At 71.4% G+C, this 15840-nt stretch carries 17 protein-coding genes and 1 tRNA gene; 13 read left to right on the forward strand and 5 right to left on the reverse strand.

Going from position 1 to position 15840, the window contains the following annotated elements; translation table 11 throughout:
• The first annotated feature begins 84 nt into the window (after window positions 1-84).
• The 5 genes from topA to HNR19_RS00410 all read left to right on the forward strand — a co-directional run bounded on the left by topA (window position 85) and on the right by HNR19_RS00410 (window position 6418).
• The gene (topA, locus tag HNR19_RS00390; RefSeq protein ID WP_179666036.1) at window positions 85-2775 is read left to right on the forward strand and encodes a type I DNA topoisomerase; all 2691 of its coding nucleotides are present in this window, start codon (window positions 85-87) and stop codon (window positions 2773-2775) included.
• An 83-nt stretch (window positions 2776-2858) separates the two neighbouring features.
• Complete coding sequence (gene tmk / locus HNR19_RS00395; RefSeq protein WP_179666037.1) at window positions 2859-3506, forward strand: dTMP kinase; 648 nt, start codon at window positions 2859-2861, stop codon at window positions 3504-3506.
• The gene (locus tag HNR19_RS00400) at window positions 3503-4651 is read left to right on the forward strand and encodes a DNA polymerase III subunit delta' (protein WP_179666038.1); all 1149 of its coding nucleotides are present in this window, start codon (window positions 3503-3505) and stop codon (window positions 4649-4651) included. Before tmk ends, HNR19_RS00400 begins: the two co-directional genes overlap by 4 nt.
• A gap of 7 nt (window positions 4652-4658) precedes the next feature.
• Window positions 4659-6218, forward strand: a complete 1560-nt coding sequence (locus HNR19_RS00405; protein WP_179666039.1) for an alpha/beta hydrolase — start codon at window positions 4659-4661, stop codon at window positions 6216-6218.
• 124 nt (window positions 6219-6342) lie between these two features.
• A tRNA-Thr gene (locus HNR19_RS00410) sits at window positions 6343-6418 on the forward strand.
• A 43-nt stretch (window positions 6419-6461) separates the two neighbouring features.
• Here the strand turns inward: HNR19_RS00410 and HNR19_RS00415 are convergent.
• Window positions 6462-6704, reverse strand: coding sequence for a hypothetical protein (locus tag HNR19_RS00415; protein ID WP_179666040.1), 243 nt, complete (start codon window positions 6702-6704; stop codon window positions 6462-6464).
• A gap of 71 nt (window positions 6705-6775) precedes the next feature.
• On the opposite strand from HNR19_RS00415, the gene HNR19_RS00420 reads away from it, so the two are divergent.
• Together HNR19_RS00420 and HNR19_RS00425 are read left to right on the forward strand one after the other, a co-directional pair.
• Window positions 6776-7729, forward strand: coding sequence for a GlxA family transcriptional regulator (locus HNR19_RS00420; RefSeq protein WP_179666041.1), 954 nt, complete (start codon window positions 6776-6778; stop codon window positions 7727-7729).
• 116 nt (window positions 7730-7845) lie between these two features.
• Window positions 7846-9144 (forward strand): hemolysin family protein, encoded by a 1299-nt coding sequence (locus HNR19_RS00425; protein ID WP_343046978.1) that lies wholly within the window; start codon window positions 7846-7848, stop codon window positions 9142-9144.
• On the opposite strand, the gene HNR19_RS00430 is transcribed toward HNR19_RS00425, so the two are convergent.
• A complete protein-coding gene (locus HNR19_RS00430) occupies window positions 9133-9714 on the reverse strand; it encodes a TetR/AcrR family transcriptional regulator (RefSeq protein WP_179666042.1) in 582 nt (193 codons plus the stop codon). The two genes, HNR19_RS00425 and HNR19_RS00430, sit on opposite strands and share 12 nt — an antisense overlap.
• Before the next feature lie 66 nt (window positions 9715-9780).
• Here HNR19_RS00430 and HNR19_RS00435 point away from each other — a divergent pair, with 66 nt between their 5' ends.
• Window positions 9781-10320: a GNAT family N-acetyltransferase gene (locus HNR19_RS00435; RefSeq protein WP_179666043.1), complete on the forward strand. Its 540-nt coding sequence runs from the start codon at window positions 9781-9783 to the stop codon at window positions 10318-10320.
• A gap of 72 nt (window positions 10321-10392) precedes the next feature.
• Window positions 10393-10953, forward strand: a complete 561-nt coding sequence (locus HNR19_RS00440; RefSeq protein WP_179666044.1) for a M15 family metallopeptidase — start codon at window positions 10393-10395, stop codon at window positions 10951-10953.
• Between the two features lie 15 nt (window positions 10954-10968).
• Here HNR19_RS00440 and HNR19_RS00445 read toward each other — a convergent pair whose 3' ends face one another.
• Both HNR19_RS00445 and HNR19_RS00450 read right to left on the reverse strand, forming a co-directional pair.
• Window positions 10969-12291, reverse strand: coding sequence for an FAD-dependent oxidoreductase (locus HNR19_RS00445; protein WP_179666045.1), 1323 nt, complete (start codon window positions 12289-12291; stop codon window positions 10969-10971).
• 132 nt (window positions 12292-12423) lie between these two features.
• A complete protein-coding gene (locus tag HNR19_RS00450; protein WP_179666046.1) occupies window positions 12424-12993 on the reverse strand; it encodes a hypothetical protein in 570 nt (189 codons plus the stop codon).
• A 119-nt stretch (window positions 12994-13112) separates the two neighbouring features.
• Between HNR19_RS00450 and HNR19_RS00455 the strand changes: the two genes are divergently transcribed.
• From HNR19_RS00455 to HNR19_RS00470, 4 genes are all read left to right on the forward strand, one after another.
• A complete protein-coding gene (locus HNR19_RS00455; protein WP_179666047.1) occupies window positions 13113-13391 on the forward strand; it encodes an HU family DNA-binding protein in 279 nt (92 codons plus the stop codon).
• Window positions 13392-13551: 160 nt separating this feature from the next.
• Entirely contained in the window at window positions 13552-14547 is a 996-nt protein-coding gene (locus HNR19_RS00460) for a permease (protein ID WP_179666048.1), read from the forward strand.
• Window positions 14532-15230 carry a TIGR03943 family putative permease subunit gene (locus tag HNR19_RS00465; protein WP_179666049.1) on the forward strand — a complete coding sequence of 233 codons (699 nt, stop codon included), beginning with the start codon at window positions 14532-14534 and terminating at the stop codon, window positions 15228-15230. The genes HNR19_RS00460 and HNR19_RS00465 overlap by 16 nt, the downstream gene beginning before the upstream one ends.
• Window positions 15223-15699: a hypothetical protein gene (locus tag HNR19_RS00470; protein WP_179666050.1), complete on the forward strand. Its 477-nt coding sequence runs from the start codon at window positions 15223-15225 to the stop codon at window positions 15697-15699. Before HNR19_RS00465 ends, HNR19_RS00470 begins: the two co-directional genes overlap by 8 nt.
• A gap of 10 nt (window positions 15700-15709) precedes the next feature.
• On the opposite strand, the gene ykgO is transcribed toward HNR19_RS00470, so the two are convergent.
• A complete protein-coding gene (ykgO, locus tag HNR19_RS00475; protein ID WP_179666051.1) occupies window positions 15710-15832 on the reverse strand; it encodes a type B 50S ribosomal protein L36 in 123 nt (40 codons plus the stop codon).
• Between the last annotated feature and the right edge of the window lie 8 nt (window positions 15833-15840).

Below are 15840 nucleotides of genomic sequence, written 5' to 3' on the forward strand. Positions count from 1 at the left end.
GGACATCACGCGCTACCGTGACCAGCCGTAACGTCCCTCAGCGGCAGTCCGGGCTGCGCTGAAGCAGGAGGAAAGAGAGTCGCAGTGCCACACAAGTTGGTGATCGTCGAGTCACCGGCCAAGGCCCGCACGATCGGCGGGTACCTCGGCGACGACTACGTCGTCGAGTCCTCGATCGGTCACATCCGCGACCTTCCCAACAACGCTGCGGACACGCCGGCGTCGATCAAGGACAAGCCGTGGGGACGGCTCGCGATCGACGTCGACAACGACTTCGAGCCCTACTACATCGTCCCGCGGGACAAGAAGAGCCACATCGCCAAGCTCAAGAAGCTCCTCAAGGAGGCCGACGAGCTCTACCTCGCCACCGATGAGGACCGCGAGGGCGAGGCGATCGCCTGGCACCTGCTCGACGAGCTCAAGCCGAAGAACATCCCCGTCAAGCGGATGACGTTCAACGAGATCACCCGGACGGCGATCCAGGAGGCCGCGGCCAACACCCGCGAGCTCGACATGGACCTCGTCGAGGCACAGGAGACCCGTCGCCTGCTCGACCGGCTCTACGGCTACGAGGTCAGCCCGGTGCTGTGGCGCAAGGTCATGTCCGGCCTGTCCGCCGGGCGCGTGCAGTCGGTGGCGACCCGGCTCGTCGTCGACCGCGAGAAGGAGCGGATGGCGTTCCGCGTCGCGTCCTACTGGGACCTCGAGGGCACGTTCGACGCCGGCAGCAAGCACGACCAGCGGATGTTCCCCGCCAAGCTCTACTCCGTCGACGGCAAGCGCGTCGCCGGCGGCAGCAACTTCGGGCAGGACGGCCAGCTCAAGCCCGGCGCCGACGTCGTCCACCTCGACCGCGCCACCGCCGAGGCGCTCGCGACGGCGCTCGCGGAGACGACGTACGACGTCCGCTCGGTCGAGTCGAAGCCCTACAAGCGCTCGCCCTACGCGCCGTTCCGCACGACCACGCTGCAGCAGGAGGCCAGCCGCAAGCTCGGCATGAGCTCCAGCGTCACCATGTCGGTCGCGCAGCGTCTCTACGAGAACGGCTTCATCACCTACATGCGCACCGACTCGACCTCGCTGTCGAGCTCCGCGATCGACGCCGCCCGCAACCAGGTCCGCGAGCTGTACGGCGCCGAGTACCTGCCGGACAGCCCGCGCGTCTACGCCTCGAAGGTCAAGAACGCGCAGGAGGCGCACGAGGCGATCCGGCCCGCCGGTGACAGCTTCCGCACGCCGGCGCAGACCGGGCTGACCGGCGACCAGTTCCGGCTCTACGAGCTGATCTGGATGCGCACCGTTGCGTCGCAGATGAAGGACGCGGTCGGCAACACGGTCTCCGTGCGGCTCGGCGGCCGCGCGGCGTCGGGCGAGGACGTCGTGTTCTCCGCGTCCGGCCGCGTGATCACGTTCCACGGGTTCCTCAAGGCGTACGTCGAGGGCACCGACCATGGTGCCGCGAAGGACGACCAGGAGACCCGCCTGCCCGCGCTCGCCGAGGGCGACGCGGTCTCCGCGGCGTCGATCTCCGCCAACGGTCACGAGACCAAGCCGCCCGCGCGTTACACCGAGGCGACGCTGATCAAGGAGCTCGAGGACCGGCTCATCGGCCGGCCGTCGACGTACGCCTCGATCATCGGGACGATCCTCAACCGCGGCTACGTGTACAAGAAGGGCACCGCGCTGGTGCCGGCGTGGATCGCGTTCTCCGTCGTGCGCCTGCTGCAGGAGCACTTCACCCGGCTCGTCGACTACGAGTTCACTGCCAGCATGGAGGACGTGCTCGACGACATCGCCAAGGGCGAGAAGGACAAGGTCACCGAGCTCCAGGAGTTCTACTTCGGCTCCGAGAAGCTGCGCGGCGTCAAGCCGCTCGTCGAGGGCCTCGGCGACATCGACGCCAAGGAGCTCGCGACCTTCCCGGTCGGCGACGCCGAGGACGGCATCCACCTGCGGGTCGGCAAGTACGGGCCCTACCTCGAGGGACCGGGCGACGACGGCACCGCGTTCGCCAAGCGCGCCAACGTGCCCGACGACCTCCCGCCCGACGAGCTGACCGTCGCCAAGGCGAAGGAGCTGCTCGCCAACCCGGCCGGCGAGGAGATCGACCTCGGCGTCCACCCGGAGACCGGGCTCCAGGTCGTGGCGAAGAACGGCCGGTTCGGGCCCTACGTCACCGAGGTGCTGCCCGAGGACGCGCCCAAGTCGGCCAAGCCGCGCACCGGCTCGCTCTTCAAGTCGATGTCGCTCGACACGATCACCCTCGACGACGCGGTGAAGCTGCTGTCGCTGCCGCGGGTGGTCGGCACCGATCCCGAGTCCGGCGAGGAGATCACCGCGCAGAACGGCCGCTACGGGCCCTACTTGAAGAAGGGCACCGACTCGCGCTCGCTGACGTCGGAGGACCAGCTCCTCTCGATCACGCTCGACGAGGCCCTGCGGATCTACGCCCAGCCCAAGCAGCGCGGTCGCGCGGCGGCCGCCGCCCCGCTCAAGGAGCTCGGCAACGACCCGGTCTCGGGCCAGCCCGTCGTCGTGAAGGCCGGACGGTTCGGCGAGTACGTCACCGACGGCGAGTACAACGCGACCCTCCGCAAGGACGACACCGTCGAGTCGATCACCATCGAGCGCGCCGCCGAGCTGCTCGCCGAGCGCCGGGCCAAGGGCCCGGCGAAGAAGGCCGCCAAGAAGGCCGCGAAGAAGACGGCGAAGAAGACCGCCAAGAAGACGGCGGCGAAGAAGACGGCTGCGAAGAAGACCACCAAGAAGTCCTAGCCGCACAGGTTGGTCGAGTAGCCCGAGCGCCCTGGCGCTCGGGCGTATCGAGACCGGTCGGCCCCATCTCGTAGGTTGTGCCCATGACCTCGCCCGGCCGCTTCACCGACACCGGGCTCTTCGTCTGCTTCGAGGGCGGCGAGGGCGGCGGCAAGTCCACCCAGTCGCGGCTGCTCAAGGACTGGCTGGAGTCCGAGGGCCACCGGGTGCTGCTGACCTTCGAGCCCGGCGACACCGCCGTCGGCAAGGAGGTCCGACGGATCGTGCTGTCGCCCCAGACGGGCGAGCTGAGCAATCGCACCGAGGTGCTGCTCTACGCCGCCGACAAGGCCGAGCACGTCGACACCGTCGTGCTCCCGGCGCTCGAGCGCGGCGAGGTCGTCATCACCGATCGCTACGTCGACTCCGCCCTCGCCTACCAGGGCGCGGGCCGGGTCGAGGACCTCTCCGGTGTGGAGGCGGTGCAGCGGTGGGCGACCCGCGACCTGCGCCCGCACCTGACCGTCCTGCTCGACGTCGAGCCCGCTGCCGGCCTGGGTCGGTTCGAGGAGCGCGACCGGATCGAGGGGGAGTCGTTGGAGTTCCACCAGCGCGTGCGGCAGGGCTTCCTCGACCTGGCCGGGCGCGACCCCGGGCACTACCTCGTGATCGATGCGCGGCTCCCGATCGACGAGATCCACGAGCTGATCCGCGCCCGCGTCGTCGGCCTGCTCGGCCAGGTGACGTCATGACCGTGTGGGACCAGCTGGTCGGTCAGCGACCGGTGATCGCCACCCTGCGGCAGGCGGTGGCCGGGCAGGGCATGACGCACGCCTGGCTGTTCACCGGCCCGCCCGGGTCCGGACGCTCCAACGCGGCCGTCGCGTTCGCGGCCGCGCTCCAGTGCGAGTCCGGCGGCTGCGGTGAGTGCCACGAGTGCCGCACGGTGCTCGCCAGCAGCCACGCCGACGTCGCGGTCGTGCGCACCGAGAAGCTCTCGATCGGCGTCAAGGAGGTCCGCGAGCTCGTCCGGCGGGCTGCCCTCACGCCGATGGGCAAGCGCTGGCAGATCCTCGTCGTCGAGGACGCCGACCGGCTCACCGAGCAGGCGTGCAACGCGCTGCTCAAGGCGATCGAGGAGCCCAACGGCCGCACCGTCTGGATGCTGTGCGCCCCGACGGTCGAGGACGTGCTGCCGACCATCCGCTCCCGCTGCCGGCTGGTCACCTTGTCCACACCGACCACCGAGGACGTCGCGGAGTTCCTGCGACGCACCGGCGTCGAGGAGCCGCTCGCGACGACGGCGGCCCGTGCCAGCCAGGGCCACATCGGCCGCGCCCGCGCGCTCGCCCGCGACCCGGAAGTCCGCGGCCGGCGTACCGACATCGTCACGATGCCCGCCCGGCTCACGTCGCTGGGCCGGTGCATGTCCGCCGCGACCCGGCTGCACGACCTCGCGAAGGCGGAGGCCGAGGCGATCACCGCCGAGCTCGACGCGCGCGAGAAGACCGACCTCGACGCGGCCTACGGCGTAGTCGAGCGCGGCCGCCGGCCGCGGGAGTACGGGCCCGCCCTGCGCGACCTCGAGAAGGACCAGAAGACCCGCGCGAAGCGGCGCCACCTCGACGTCGTCGATCGCGGGCTCACCGACCTGGTGTCGGTCTATCGCGACGCCATCGCGCTCGGCACCGGCGTCGGCACAGCCCTGGTCAACGAGGACATCCGCGACGACATCGAGGAGCTCGTGCGCACCTCGACGCCGGAGCTCAACCTGCGGCGCATCGGCTGGATCTTCGCTGCACGGGAGCAGATGCTGGAGTTCAACGTCCCGATCCCGCTCGCCCTGGAATCCTTGATGGTGAGTCTCCGGGTGCCATCCGAGCCCGAGTCCCGATGAGGTCATCATGAAGAAGCTGGTCGTCGCGGTCGTCGTCATCTGGTCGCTGGTGCTCGTCGCGGGCGCGGGCGTGGCCATCACCGCCATCGTGCAGGCGGGGGACGACGACGAGGAGCCGACGCGGGCGGAGACGTCGGGCGCGCCGTCGTCGCCTTCGGACAGCGGTGCTCCCGAGAAGGCGCCGGCCGGGCTGGAGGACTTCTACTCGCAGGAGATCGCCTGGGAGTCGTGCGGCGCCAACGAGTGCGGCACGCTCGAGGTGCCCGTCTCCTACCAGGAGCCCGAGGGCGCCACCATCGAGCTCGCGCTGGAGCGCACGCTCGCGACGGGCGACCGGATCGGCTCGCTCGTGGTCAACCCCGGCGGCCCGGGCGCACCCGGCACCTCGGTCCCCGAGAGCTCGGAGTTCTACTTCGCGCCCGACGTGCTCGAGCGCTACGACGTCGTCGGCTTCGACCCGCGGGGCACCGGCGACTCGGCTCCCATCGACTGCCTGAGCGACAGCGAGCTCGACGACTACGTCGCGGAGGACCCGGGCCCCGACAACAAGAGCGAGGAGCGGCGCTACGCCAAGATCCAGCTCGACTACTGGCAGGGCTGCGCCGACAACACCGGCGAGATCCTCGGCCACGTGAGCACGATCGAGGCCGCGCGCGACATGGACGTGCTGCGCGCCGTGCTCGGGGAGCAGCAGCTTGCCTACTTCGGCTGGTCCTACGGCACCCGGCTCGGCTCGACGTACGCCGACCTCTTTCCCGAGAAGGTGGGGCGCTTCGTCCTCGACGGCGCGACCGACCCCGGCCTGTCCTCGTACGAGAGCACGCTCAGCCAGGCCGAGGGCTTCGAGGTGGCGTTGAGGTCCTACGTCCAGGACTGCGTCGACAAGGGCGACTGCTTCCTCGGCGACTCCGTCGACGAGGGCCTCACCACGATCACCGACCTCCTCGACTCGATCGAGCAGGAGCCGCTGCCGACCGACCAGGAGCGCGACCTCGAGATCGGCAACGCGGTCTATGGCGTGATCACACCGCTGTACAACCAGGAGTACTGGACGATCCTCGACGAGGCGCTCCAGATGGCGCTCGACGGCGACGGCAGCACGCTGCTGCGCCTCTCCGACGCCTACGGGTCGCGCGAGAACGGCGAGTACACCGCCAACAGCCTCGAGTCGATCTCGGTGATCAACTGCCTCGACAACCCCGAGGCGGTGCCGCCCGAGGAGGTGCCGTCGCACTACGACGAGTTCCAGAAGGCCTCGCCGACGTTCGGCCGGATCTTCGCGTGGTTCCTCATCGCCTGTGACGGGATCCCGGTCGAGCGCACCGAGCCCGACATCGAGATCGATGCCCCCGGCGCGGCGCCGATCGTGGTGATCGGTACGACCCGCGACCCCGCGACGCCGTACCACGAGGCCGTCGCCATGGCGAAGGCGCTCGAGTCCGGAGTGCTCCTGTCCCGCGACGGCGACGGCCACACCGGCTACAACCAGGGCAATGCCTGCATCGACGACGCCGTCCACGCCTACCTGATCGACGGCACCGTCCCGCAGGACGGCCTGGAGTGCTGACCTCCGCCGCTGGTTGAGGTGCGAGGCCGCCCGCGGCCGAGCCTCGAAACCAAGGCGCCGGTTTCGTCTCCCGTCAACCCCGCCGGTATGCTTCCGCGGGTTGTCGACCTCGCGTCGGCAGCACGCCGCCTTAGCTCAGTCGGTAGAGCGAGTCACTCGTAATGACTAGGTCGTCGGTTCGATTCCGACAGGCGGCTCCACTCCGGAATTCTCGCCCTGGCCGACGGCTGACGCCGACTCCGCTCAGGCTCTCGGGTAGAGCTCGTCCAGCCGGTTCGCGACCTCCTCGTGATCGAGCCGACGGCGCGCCGGGTGGTCCGGAGGCACCGGCCGGCCGTGCGCGACCAAGGCGCCGGCGTCGACGCCGTGCGCCACGTCGAGGACGGCCTGCCAGAGACGACGGAGGATGCTGCGCCCGGCGGGCACCGGTGCGGCGCTATCGGTCGTGCGGGCGGCGGACGAGTCGGTCAGCTGGTGCGTGGTCATGTCCTCAACGATCCGCCGGTCGGCGGCCACGAAGTAGTGGCAAGATCGACAACAAGTGTTAGATTCTTGCCATGCCTAAGCAACGGTCGATCGCCATCCCGGTCGTCGACGGCATGACGCTCTTCGAGATCGGCATGCCCCTCGAGGCCTTGGGCTACGACTGGGACCGCGACGCCAGCCCGCTGTACGACGTCGCCCTGTACGGCGACCTGCGGGGCGTGCGCGTCCACGGCGGACCTCGGCTGATGCCGCAGCGACCGCTCGCCGCACTCGCCGAGGCCGACACCGTCCTTGTGCCGGCGATTCGCCCCGACGAGCCCATCGACGAGGCACTCGTCCGCGCGCTGCGCCGGGCCGCGGCAGCCGACGTACGCATGGTCTCGCTCTGCACCGGCGCCTTCGCCTTGGCAGAGGCGGGGATCCTCGACGGACACCGAGCCACCACGCACTGGCGCTGGGCCGACCTGTTCCAGCGCACCTACCCGGCGGTCGAGCTCGACGCGCGCGCGATCTACGTCGACGACGGACCGCTCACCAGCGCCGGCTCGGCCGCGGGCCTCGACCTCTGCCTCCATCTGATCCGCACCGACCACGGGCAGCAGGCGGCGAACACGATCGCGCGCAACCTGGTCATCGCCGCGCACCGTGACGGCGACCAGGCGCAGTACGTCGCGGCCGACCCGCTGACAGAGCAGGCCCACTGGCTCGACGAGCTCCGCGCCTGGCTGCGGTCCCACCTGCACGAGGACATCACCCTCGAGCGGCTCGCGCAGGCGGCAGCGGCCTCGCCCCGGACCCTCGCCCGCCGGTTCCAGCGCGACCTCGCGACCACGCCGATGCGCTGGGTGGCGGCCGAGCGGATCGCGATCGCCAAGACCCTGCTCGAGACCACCGACCTCTCGCTCGATCGCATCAGCCACGAGGCGGGCTACTACTCGCCGGTGACGTTCCGCGCGAGCTTCACCTCCGAGGTCGGGATCACGCCGGGGCGCTACCGGCGCCGCTTCGCGAGCCGCACCGCGTGATCGCGCGGCGAGGCAGAAGCGGAGCGGTACGACGACCGCGGCTTCCGTAGGATCCCTGCCATGGATGACCCCCGAAGTCCCAGCCGTTCACGTCCGCCCGCGAGCGGGGGTGAACGGTGATCGACTCGCAGACCTTCCTCAACCTGGGTCTCGTGGTGGCCTTCGTGCTCGTGGGCGGGGTATTCGCTGCCACCGAGCTCGCGCTCGTCTCGCTGCGCGAGAGCCAGCTCGCCCAGATGGAGCAGCGCGGTGGTCGCGGCACGCGGGTGGCGGCGGTCGCCCGCGATCCGAACCGCTTCCTGGCAGCCGTGCAGATCGGCGTGACCGTCGCGGGCTTCTTCTCCGCGGCGTACGGCGGCTCGACGCTCGCGCCGGACTTCGCGCCGTACCTCGTCGACATCGGGCTGGGTGACGACGCCGCCGACACCGTGGCGCTCGTCGTGATGACGCTGCTCATCGCCTACCTCTCCCTGGTCCTGGGCGAGCTTGTCCCGAAGCGGCTCGCCCTCCAGCGCTCGGCCGAGCTCTCGTTGGTGACGGCGCCGGTGCTCGACCGGTTCGCCGTCCTGATGCGTCCGGTGATCTGGCTGCTGTCGGTGTCGACGAACGCGGTGGTGCGACTGCTCGGGGGCGACCCGGAGGCCACCAGCGAGCAGGTGACGAAGGAGGAGCTGCGCGAGATCGTCTCGACGCACGAGGGCCTGACCGCCGACGAGCGCCGCATCGCGGGGAGCCTGTTCGGCGCGACCAGGACGACGCTGAAGGAGGCGATGCGGCCACGAGGCGAGGTGGAGTTCCTGGACCGGACCATGCCGCTCGCCGACGCCGCCCGGTTCGTGAAGGAGCGGCCGTACTCGCGCTATCCGGTGATCGACGGAGGATTCGACGACGTCGTGGGTTTCCTCCACGTGCGGGACCTGCTCGACGTGGAGCCGACCGACACCCGGACCGTGGACGCGGTCGTGCGACAGGTGCTGATGCTGCCCGCGACCAACCGTGTGCTGCCCGCTGTCGCGGTGATGCGCCAGGCAGGGACACATCTGGCGGTGGTGGTCGACGAGTACGGCGGCACCGACGGGATCGTGACCCTCGAGGACCTCGTCGAGGAGATCGTGGGCGACATCCGCGACGAGTACGACGTCGAGCGACCCGACGCGTCTGGGCCCGACGCCGATCTCCCGGCGGGCATCACGATCGAGGAATTCCTCGAGCGCACGGGCGTCCCGCTCGTCGACGGGGACTACGAGACGGTCGCGGGCTACGTCATCGCCCGGCTCGGGCGGATCCCCGACGTCGGCGACGCGGTGGACGTCGACGGCACCCGGATCGAGGTGACCGAGGTGGTCGGTCGCCGCGTGACCCGGGTGCTGGTGCGCCGTGGTGCGGAGGGTGCGCCGGTCGGCTCACGCCCGTGAGTCCAGCAGGTCCAGCTGGAGCTCGACGGCAGCACCCACCCGCGCCTCCTGCCCGGTGGCGAGCAGGTCGAGCAGGGCGCCCCGCAGCACCGCCAGGACCGCCGTACGCCGGGCCGCGCCCTCCGGCGTGGACCGCTCGCCCTCCGGCTGGTGGCGGGCGAGGAGCGTGAGCCAGTCCTCGACGGTGTCCGTGCCGAAACCGGCCCAGGCGCCGTCCGAGTCCACCAGCGAGCGGGCGTAGCCCTCGACCCACAGCCGCAGCAGCGGCCGCCGCTCGGGCTCGACGAGCCACGACCAGACCTGTCGGGCGGCGTCGGCGAGGCCGACCGGGTCGCCGCCGGCGGCGCCGTCGAGGAGCGCCCGCTCGTCCTCGCGGGCGCGGGTGAGGAGGGCGCGCACCAGGCCCTCCTTGCTGCCGAACAGGAAGATGAGGACCCGCGGGCTCGAGCCGATCGCCGCCGCGAGCGGGCGCAGGGACAGGTCCGCGAGCCCGTTCTCGAGGGCATAGCGGTACGCCGCCTCGAGGAGCTCGGCATGCCGCGCGGAGGGCGCTGTCCTCTCCTCGGGCATGGGGGTACAGTAGCCACTGAAACGAGTGTTTCACTAACTCCGAGCCAGGCGAGCGGGAGGCGGGTCATGACGACAGTCCGGGAGAGCGGGCGCCAGGTGACGATCCGGCACGCCGACCGGCCGGGCGACCTCGGCTGGGTGGTGATGACCCACGGCGAGCTCTACGACAGGGAGTTCGGCTGGAACGCGGACTTCGAGGCGCTCGTCGCCCGGATCGTCGCCGACTACGCCGTCGACCGCGACCCCGACCGCGAGGCTGCCTGGGTCGCCGAGGTCGACGGCGAGCGGGCGGGCTGCGTCTTCCTGGTCCGGGGCGACCGGCCGGGCGACGCGAAGCTGAGGATCCTGCTCGTCGACCCCTCGGCCCGCGGTCTCGGCCTGGGGACCCGTCTGGTGCGGACCTGCCTGGACTTCGCGCGAGCTGCAGGCTATGAACGCGTGACGCTCTGGACCAACGACGTCCTGGTCTCGGCGCGCCGGATCTACGAGTCGTTCGGGTTCGTGCTCGGCGAGGAGGAGCGGCACCGGAGCTTCGGCCCCGAGCTGGTCGGGCAGTACTGGGCGCTCGACCTGGCGGCACTCGAGGCCCGCGACGTCCCCGGCTAGCGGTACGGGCGGGCTTCGGTCCGGTACCTCCGGGGGACGTGCGGCACCCGTCCGTCTTCCTAGGTTCGCGGCATGTCGAAGACCCCTGCCTTCCCTCTCGTCCTCGCCGCCGTGGTCGCGCTGACCGCCGGCTGCAGCGAGTCGACGTCGGACGATCCCGGATCCAACGGCTCGACCGGCTTGACCCGCGCCGCACGCGGCTCGACGCCGGCCCCGCACCTGCCGGGCGACGTGTTCGACGAGAGTCAGCCGACGATCGCGAACCTCGACCCCGAGCTCCTCGACGCCGTCCAAGCCGCTGCTGAGGACGCGCGGGCGGACGGCGTGCACCTCGTCATCACCAGCGGCTGGCGCAGCCGCGAGCACCAGCAACGCCTGTTCGACGAGGCGGTCGCCGAGCACGGCAGCGAGGAGGAGGCACTGCGTTACGTCTCCACCCCGGACACGTCGGCGCACGTCACCGGCGACGCGGTCGACATCGGCCCGAAGGAGGCGGACGAGTGGCTCATCGAGCACGGTGCGGCGTACGGGCTGTGCCAGATCTTCGCCAACGAGATCTGGCACTTCGAGCTGGCGACGACCCCCGGTGAGGAGTGCCCGCCGATGTATCCGGACAGCAGCTACCGCGGGTGAGTCCTCGTCACGCGCTCATGCCCACAGGGGGCTGAAGGGAACAGCGTGGCCGAGGATCGTCTCCGCCGCGCGGTGCCCGGAGCGCAGCGCGGCGGTCACGGTCGCCGGGTCCTCCGTCCACGTGGCCTCGCCCGCCAGGTGCAGCACGCCTCCGACCGGGGTCGCGAGCACGTCGTGGTCGTCGGGTGACGCGCCCACCGTCAGGTACGCGTACGAGCCGCGGGCGAACGGGTCGTCGCGCCAGCGGGTGACGTGCACGCGGTCCGGTGTCGTCACGGCGTCGCCGTAGATCTCCCTCAACGCGGCGAGCGCCGAGGCGACGACGGCGTCGTCGTCCCAGTCCCGGATCGCCCGCGCGCACGGGCCGGCGGCGAACGTGAGCAGCGTCGGCGCGCCGTCGACCCGGGTCAGGTCGTACCAGGAGTGCCACCACCGGCCCGCGTCGCCCTGGCGCCGTACGGCGTAGACGTCCGCGTCCCAGAAGCGCTCCGCGAACCCGAGCACGACCTTCTCGAAGTCGTTCATCTCGAGCCGCTCGACGGCGCCCGCCAGCGGCTCGGGCAGCGGCGGCTCGATCGCGAAGCCCGGCGACTTGAGGACGCCGATCGGCACGGTCACCACGACGCGGTCGGCGCGGAAGGTGCCGAAGTCGCCGGACACGGTCACGCCGTCGGTCGCCCAGCGCACCCTGTCGACGACGTGGCCGAGTCGCACGTCGAGTCCTTCCGCGAGGTACGTCGCGAGCCGGTCGTAGCCCTGCGGGAACACGACCTCGTCGCCGTCGACCTGGTCGTCGTCGAGCCCGTGTGCGTCGAGGTCGGCGATCCACACGCCGTACTGCTCCTCGGTGCGGTGCCGCAGGAACTCCCGCACCCGCTCGGCGCGCTCGGACGGCCAGTCGAGCCGACCCAGCGCCTCCTCGACGACGGTCTCGTAGGAGTCGCCGGTCGACGACGCCGCGATCGTGTGCGCGAGGTGCTCGTCGACGGTGTGCACGTCCTCGGCGAAGAGCCGGGCCTGCTCGGCGCTCAGCCGTACGCCGTCCGGGTCGTAGTAGGCGATCGGGCGCCCGTCGGGCTGGAAGCTGCCCACGGTGAATTCGGCCATCGGCATGCCGGCGGCGCGGACGACGTCGACCAGCGGGTTGTCGTCGACCCCGTGGATCCACGAGGCGCCCAGGTCGGTGACATGGCCGTCGCGCCGGTCGGTGAGGAGACGACCGCCCACGCGCTCACGTGCCTCCGGCACGACGACGCGCTGCCCTGCGCGGGCGAGCAGGCGTGCGGCTGTCAGGCCGGCCACGCCCGCTCCGACGACGATCGAGTCGTAGTGCGTCACGAACAGGGATTATCCGGTTCGCGACTGCCGGGGGAGTGGGAGCTCACTCCTCCGGCAGCCGCGACTGCGCCAGCAGGTACTGCGTGAGCCTGCCGTCGCGGGAGTGGTCGCGGATGCGGACCGGCTCCGGGATCATCCGGCCTTCGGCCGGATGTCCCAGAACCGGTCGACGCCGTGCGCGACCCCGCGGGCCATCCGGCCGGGAAGCCCGCGGTGGGGGAGATAGGGGTGCGGGCGGGTCGGAGCCGCCAGCTCGGCCTGGTAGATCCGATCGGACAGGTCGTCGCGCGCCTGCTCATCGATCGTCGCGCCGAGACGCTCCACGGCCCTCTCCTCCGCGGTGAGCAGCTCCTCGAACCGCTCGTGGACGTCGGCCCAGATCGACGTCCACGAGCGACGGATGGCGTACGTCGAGCCGTAGAGCTTCGCCTTGGCCTGGGCCATCGCCCACTCCAGCCTGCGGCTCCGCTCCACGAGGTCCTGGGCGACGTCGTGCCCGTCGGGCGAGAGCCTGCGCACGGCCGGCACCAGGACCGCGTTGATGGCGCCGACGTGCCGGCTGGTGCTGGCGAGGAACGTGTCGGTCGTGGGGAACCGGTCCCGGGGCCGCTCCGGCGTCGGCGCACTCTGCTCCGCCCGCCTCAGCCGCTCCCCGAGGACGTGGTGGGTGACCGCGATGCTGCTGGTGAGGTTGTCGCGCATGGTGTGCCCTTCCGAGAGGACCCCCGCTTCTCACTATGCGCCGGTCTAGACCATTCGGCAAGGGCCTCGACGTGGCAGTATCGTAATGACAATCATTCTCAATCATCTGAAGGAGCGCCATGAATCGAAGCGAGCTCACCGCCGCCGTCGCCGAGCAGGCCGGGCTGACCACGCAGCAGGCCGGTGCGGCCGTCGCCGCGACCCTGGACGCGATCACCAAGGCGGTCGCGTCGGGCGACTCCGTCACCGTGCCGGGTTTCGGCACGTTCGAGCCGCGTCAGCGCTCCGCCCGCACCGGGCGGAACCCGCAGACCGGCGAGGCGATGGACATCCCGGCGAGCGTCGCACCGGCGTTCAAGCCCGCGGCGGCCTTCAAGAAGCTCGTCAGCGAGGGCTGATCCCCAGCTCCGGGCGCCCGCGAGGGCCGGACCGTTCTCCTTGCCCGGTCCGGCCCCCGATGGGCTTTCCACGACGATGGACGGTTGGTTTGTTGCCGCGCTGCTCGGGTGAGATCCTGACCCGCGCGGAGGTCGGCACCAGGCGCTGGAGGGACTCGACATGACCACCACGGCAACGCCGGGCACCCACCGACGCGCCGACCCCCAGACCTGGCTCGTCCTCGCCGTGCTGGTGGGCTCGGTCCCGGCGCAGATGCTGCTCGAGGACCGCCTGGGCTCGTCGGCCTTCCAGACCTGGGCCACCGTCTTCCTCGCGGTCGTCGTGCAGTCGATCCCGTTCCTCGTGGTCGGCATCGTGCTCTCCGGCGTCATATCCGTCGTCCTCTCCGAGCAGCTGATCTCCCGCCTGCTGCCGCGCCGGACCGCGCTCGCCGTACCCGCGGCCGGCCTGGCGGGGATCGCCTTACCCACCTGCGAGTGCGCGGTGGTCCCCGTCGCCAACGGCCTGACCCGGCGCGGCATGCCGGCGGCGGTCGCGCTGACGTTCATGCTCGCGGCTCCCGCCGTGAACCCCGCCGTGCTCGTGTCGACGGCGGTCGCGTTCGGTGGCCGGATGGACATGGTCGGGGCGCGGTTCCTCGCCTCGCTGGTGACCGCGATGGTGATCGGCTGGATCTACCTGTGGGCCTCGCGCCGGTTTTCCGCGCTTCGGCCGCCGTCGCTCCGCGACCGCCTCCACCACCACGACGGCGACACCCGGTGGCAGAGGTTCGTCGCCGCGGCGTGGCACGACTTCCTGCCCGCGGCGGCCTTCCTCGTCCTCGGCGCGATGATCGCCGCCGCGATCAACGTCCTCGTGCCGGTCAGGTACGTCGACGCGGTCGCGGGCAACCCGATCCTCGCGGTCGGCGCGCTCACCCTGTTCGCGTTCGTGATCGCGCTGTGCTCCGAGGCCGATGCGTTCGTCGCGGTCAGCCTCACGGCCTTCTCCGACACGGCGAAGCTCGTCTTCCTCGTCGTCGGCCCGGCGATGGACATCAAGCTCGCCGCGATGGAGGCCGGTCAGTTCGGCCGTGCGTTCGCCGTGCAGTTCGTGCCCCTGGTCCTCGTCGTGGCCGCCACGACGGCATCGATCGTCGGGTGGGTGATCCTGTGACCCGCGCGGCGCAGGCCCTCGTCCTCACGGCCCTCGGTGGCATCGCGCTCCGGGTGTCGTGGACCGACGAGTACGCGCGCTACGTCAACGAGTGGATGCGCTGGCCGCTGTTCGCCAGCGGCCTGCTCCTGGTCGGACTCGCCGCGACCGCCGCCCTCGGTCCCATGGCGGACGACGAGGAGGAGCACACGACGACCCGGTTCGCGTGGCTGCTCCTCCTTCCCGTGCTGGTCGCGTTCGTCGTCCAGCCGCCGGCGCTGGGCGCCTACGTCGCCGAGCGCAACGCCAACGACCTCGATGCCAGCGCCTACACCGACGTCGCGGTCGCGCCGCTGCCCGAGGGCGAGGTCTCGGACCTGCCGGTGGCCTCGTTCGTCGCGCGCGCGGCGACCGACGAGGGCTCCTCGCTCGTCGACCGCGACGTCCGGCTGACGGGGTTCGTGACCGTCGACGACGGCGGCAGCTGGTACGTCACCCGCCTGTCGATCGCATGCTGCGCGGCCGACGCCGCCGCCTTCCGCGTGCGTGTCGACGGTGCCGAGGCGCCGCCCGAGGAGCAGTGGATCGAGGTGACCGGCACCTGGGTCGAGGGCACGGGCGTCGGCTCCGGTCGGGGCGAGACCCCGGCCCTGGCTGCCGCTGACGTCGTCACCATCGAACCGCCCCAGCGACCGTATGAGTGACCGCCGCGACCTGTGGTCGCGGGTCGGTGCGGGTCTGCTGATCCTCGTCGTGCTGGCGCTTGTCCTCCTGGTGCGGCCGGGTGGCACCGACGACGCCGGTCCGGGCCCGGAGGCAGACCCCAGCACGTCGCCGTCCGGGCCTGGGCCGACGGGCCCGCCCGCGACCGACGGCGAGTTCTGCCGCGCGTTCCGCGCGCTCGCGGCTGCTCAATCGGTGTACGTCGCGACGCCCGACGCCCGCGGCGCGGAGCTCCTCCGGGAGGCCGCCGCCGCCGTGGTGGCGATGGGACCCCCGGAGTCGATGCCGATCGAGGCGCGCGGCGGACTCTTCACGGCGCTGAGCGGCATCTACGGCTCGCTCGGCGAGACCCTCCCGCCGAGCGCGGTGCCCGGTGCGGCCGACGGACCCCAGGTCGCGGGGTCCGACCAGGCGTTCAGCGGCTGGCTCAACGAGTACTGCCCGGCCTGAGCAGGGTCGATCAGCCCTGGCGGGCCTTGAGGCGCGGGTTCAGCTTGTTGATCACGTAGATCCGGCCGCGCCGGCGCACGACCTGCGCGCCGGGCTGGTTCTTCAGCGACCGGATCGAGTTGCGGACCTTCATCACTTCTC

The sequence above is a fragment of the Nocardioides thalensis genome (assembly GCF_013410655.1).
GTDB lineage: Bacteria > Actinomycetota > Actinomycetes > Propionibacteriales > Nocardioidaceae > Nocardioides > Nocardioides thalensis.

What these genes read in the sequence shown, in the direction of transcription:
- HNR19_RS00450 (WP_179666046.1), bottom strand. Translation starts at nt 12,993, where the DNA reads ATGCGCGACAACCTCACCAGCAGCATCGCGGTCACCCACCACGTCCTC.
- HNR19_RS00420 (WP_179666041.1), top strand. Translation starts at nt 6,776, where the DNA reads ATGCCTAAGCAACGGTCGATCGCCATCCCGGTCGTCGACGGCATGACG.
- HNR19_RS00455 (WP_179666047.1), top strand. Translation starts at nt 13,113, where the DNA reads ATGAATCGAAGCGAGCTCACCGCCGCCGTCGCCGAGCAGGCCGGGCTG.
- HNR19_RS00435 (WP_179666043.1), top strand. Translation starts at nt 9,781, where the DNA reads ATGACGACAGTCCGGGAGAGCGGGCGCCAGGTGACGATCCGGCACGCC.
- HNR19_RS00405 (WP_179666039.1), top strand. Translation starts at nt 4,659, where the DNA reads ATGAAGAAGCTGGTCGTCGCGGTCGTCGTCATCTGGTCGCTGGTGCTC.
- HNR19_RS00460 (WP_179666048.1), top strand. Translation starts at nt 13,552, where the DNA reads ATGACCACCACGGCAACGCCGGGCACCCACCGACGCGCCGACCCCCAG.
- tmk (WP_179666037.1), top strand. Translation starts at nt 2,859, where the DNA reads ATGACCTCGCCCGGCCGCTTCACCGACACCGGGCTCTTCGTCTGCTTC.
- HNR19_RS00400 (WP_179666038.1), top strand. Translation starts at nt 3,503, where the DNA reads ATGACCGTGTGGGACCAGCTGGTCGGTCAGCGACCGGTGATCGCCACC.
- HNR19_RS00440 (WP_179666044.1), top strand. Translation starts at nt 10,393, where the DNA reads ATGTCGAAGACCCCTGCCTTCCCTCTCGTCCTCGCCGCCGTGGTCGCG.
- ykgO (WP_179666051.1), bottom strand. Translation starts at nt 15,832, where the DNA reads ATGAAGGTCCGCAACTCGATCCGGTCGCTGAAGAACCAGCCCGGCGCG.
- HNR19_RS00415 (WP_179666040.1), bottom strand. Translation starts at nt 6,704, where the DNA reads ATGACCACGCACCAGCTGACCGACTCGTCCGCCGCCCGCACGACCGAT.
- HNR19_RS00430 (WP_179666042.1), bottom strand. Translation starts at nt 9,714, where the DNA reads ATGCCCGAGGAGAGGACAGCGCCCTCCGCGCGGCATGCCGAGCTCCTC.
- HNR19_RS00470 (WP_179666050.1), top strand. Translation starts at nt 15,223, where the DNA reads ATGAGTGACCGCCGCGACCTGTGGTCGCGGGTCGGTGCGGGTCTGCTG.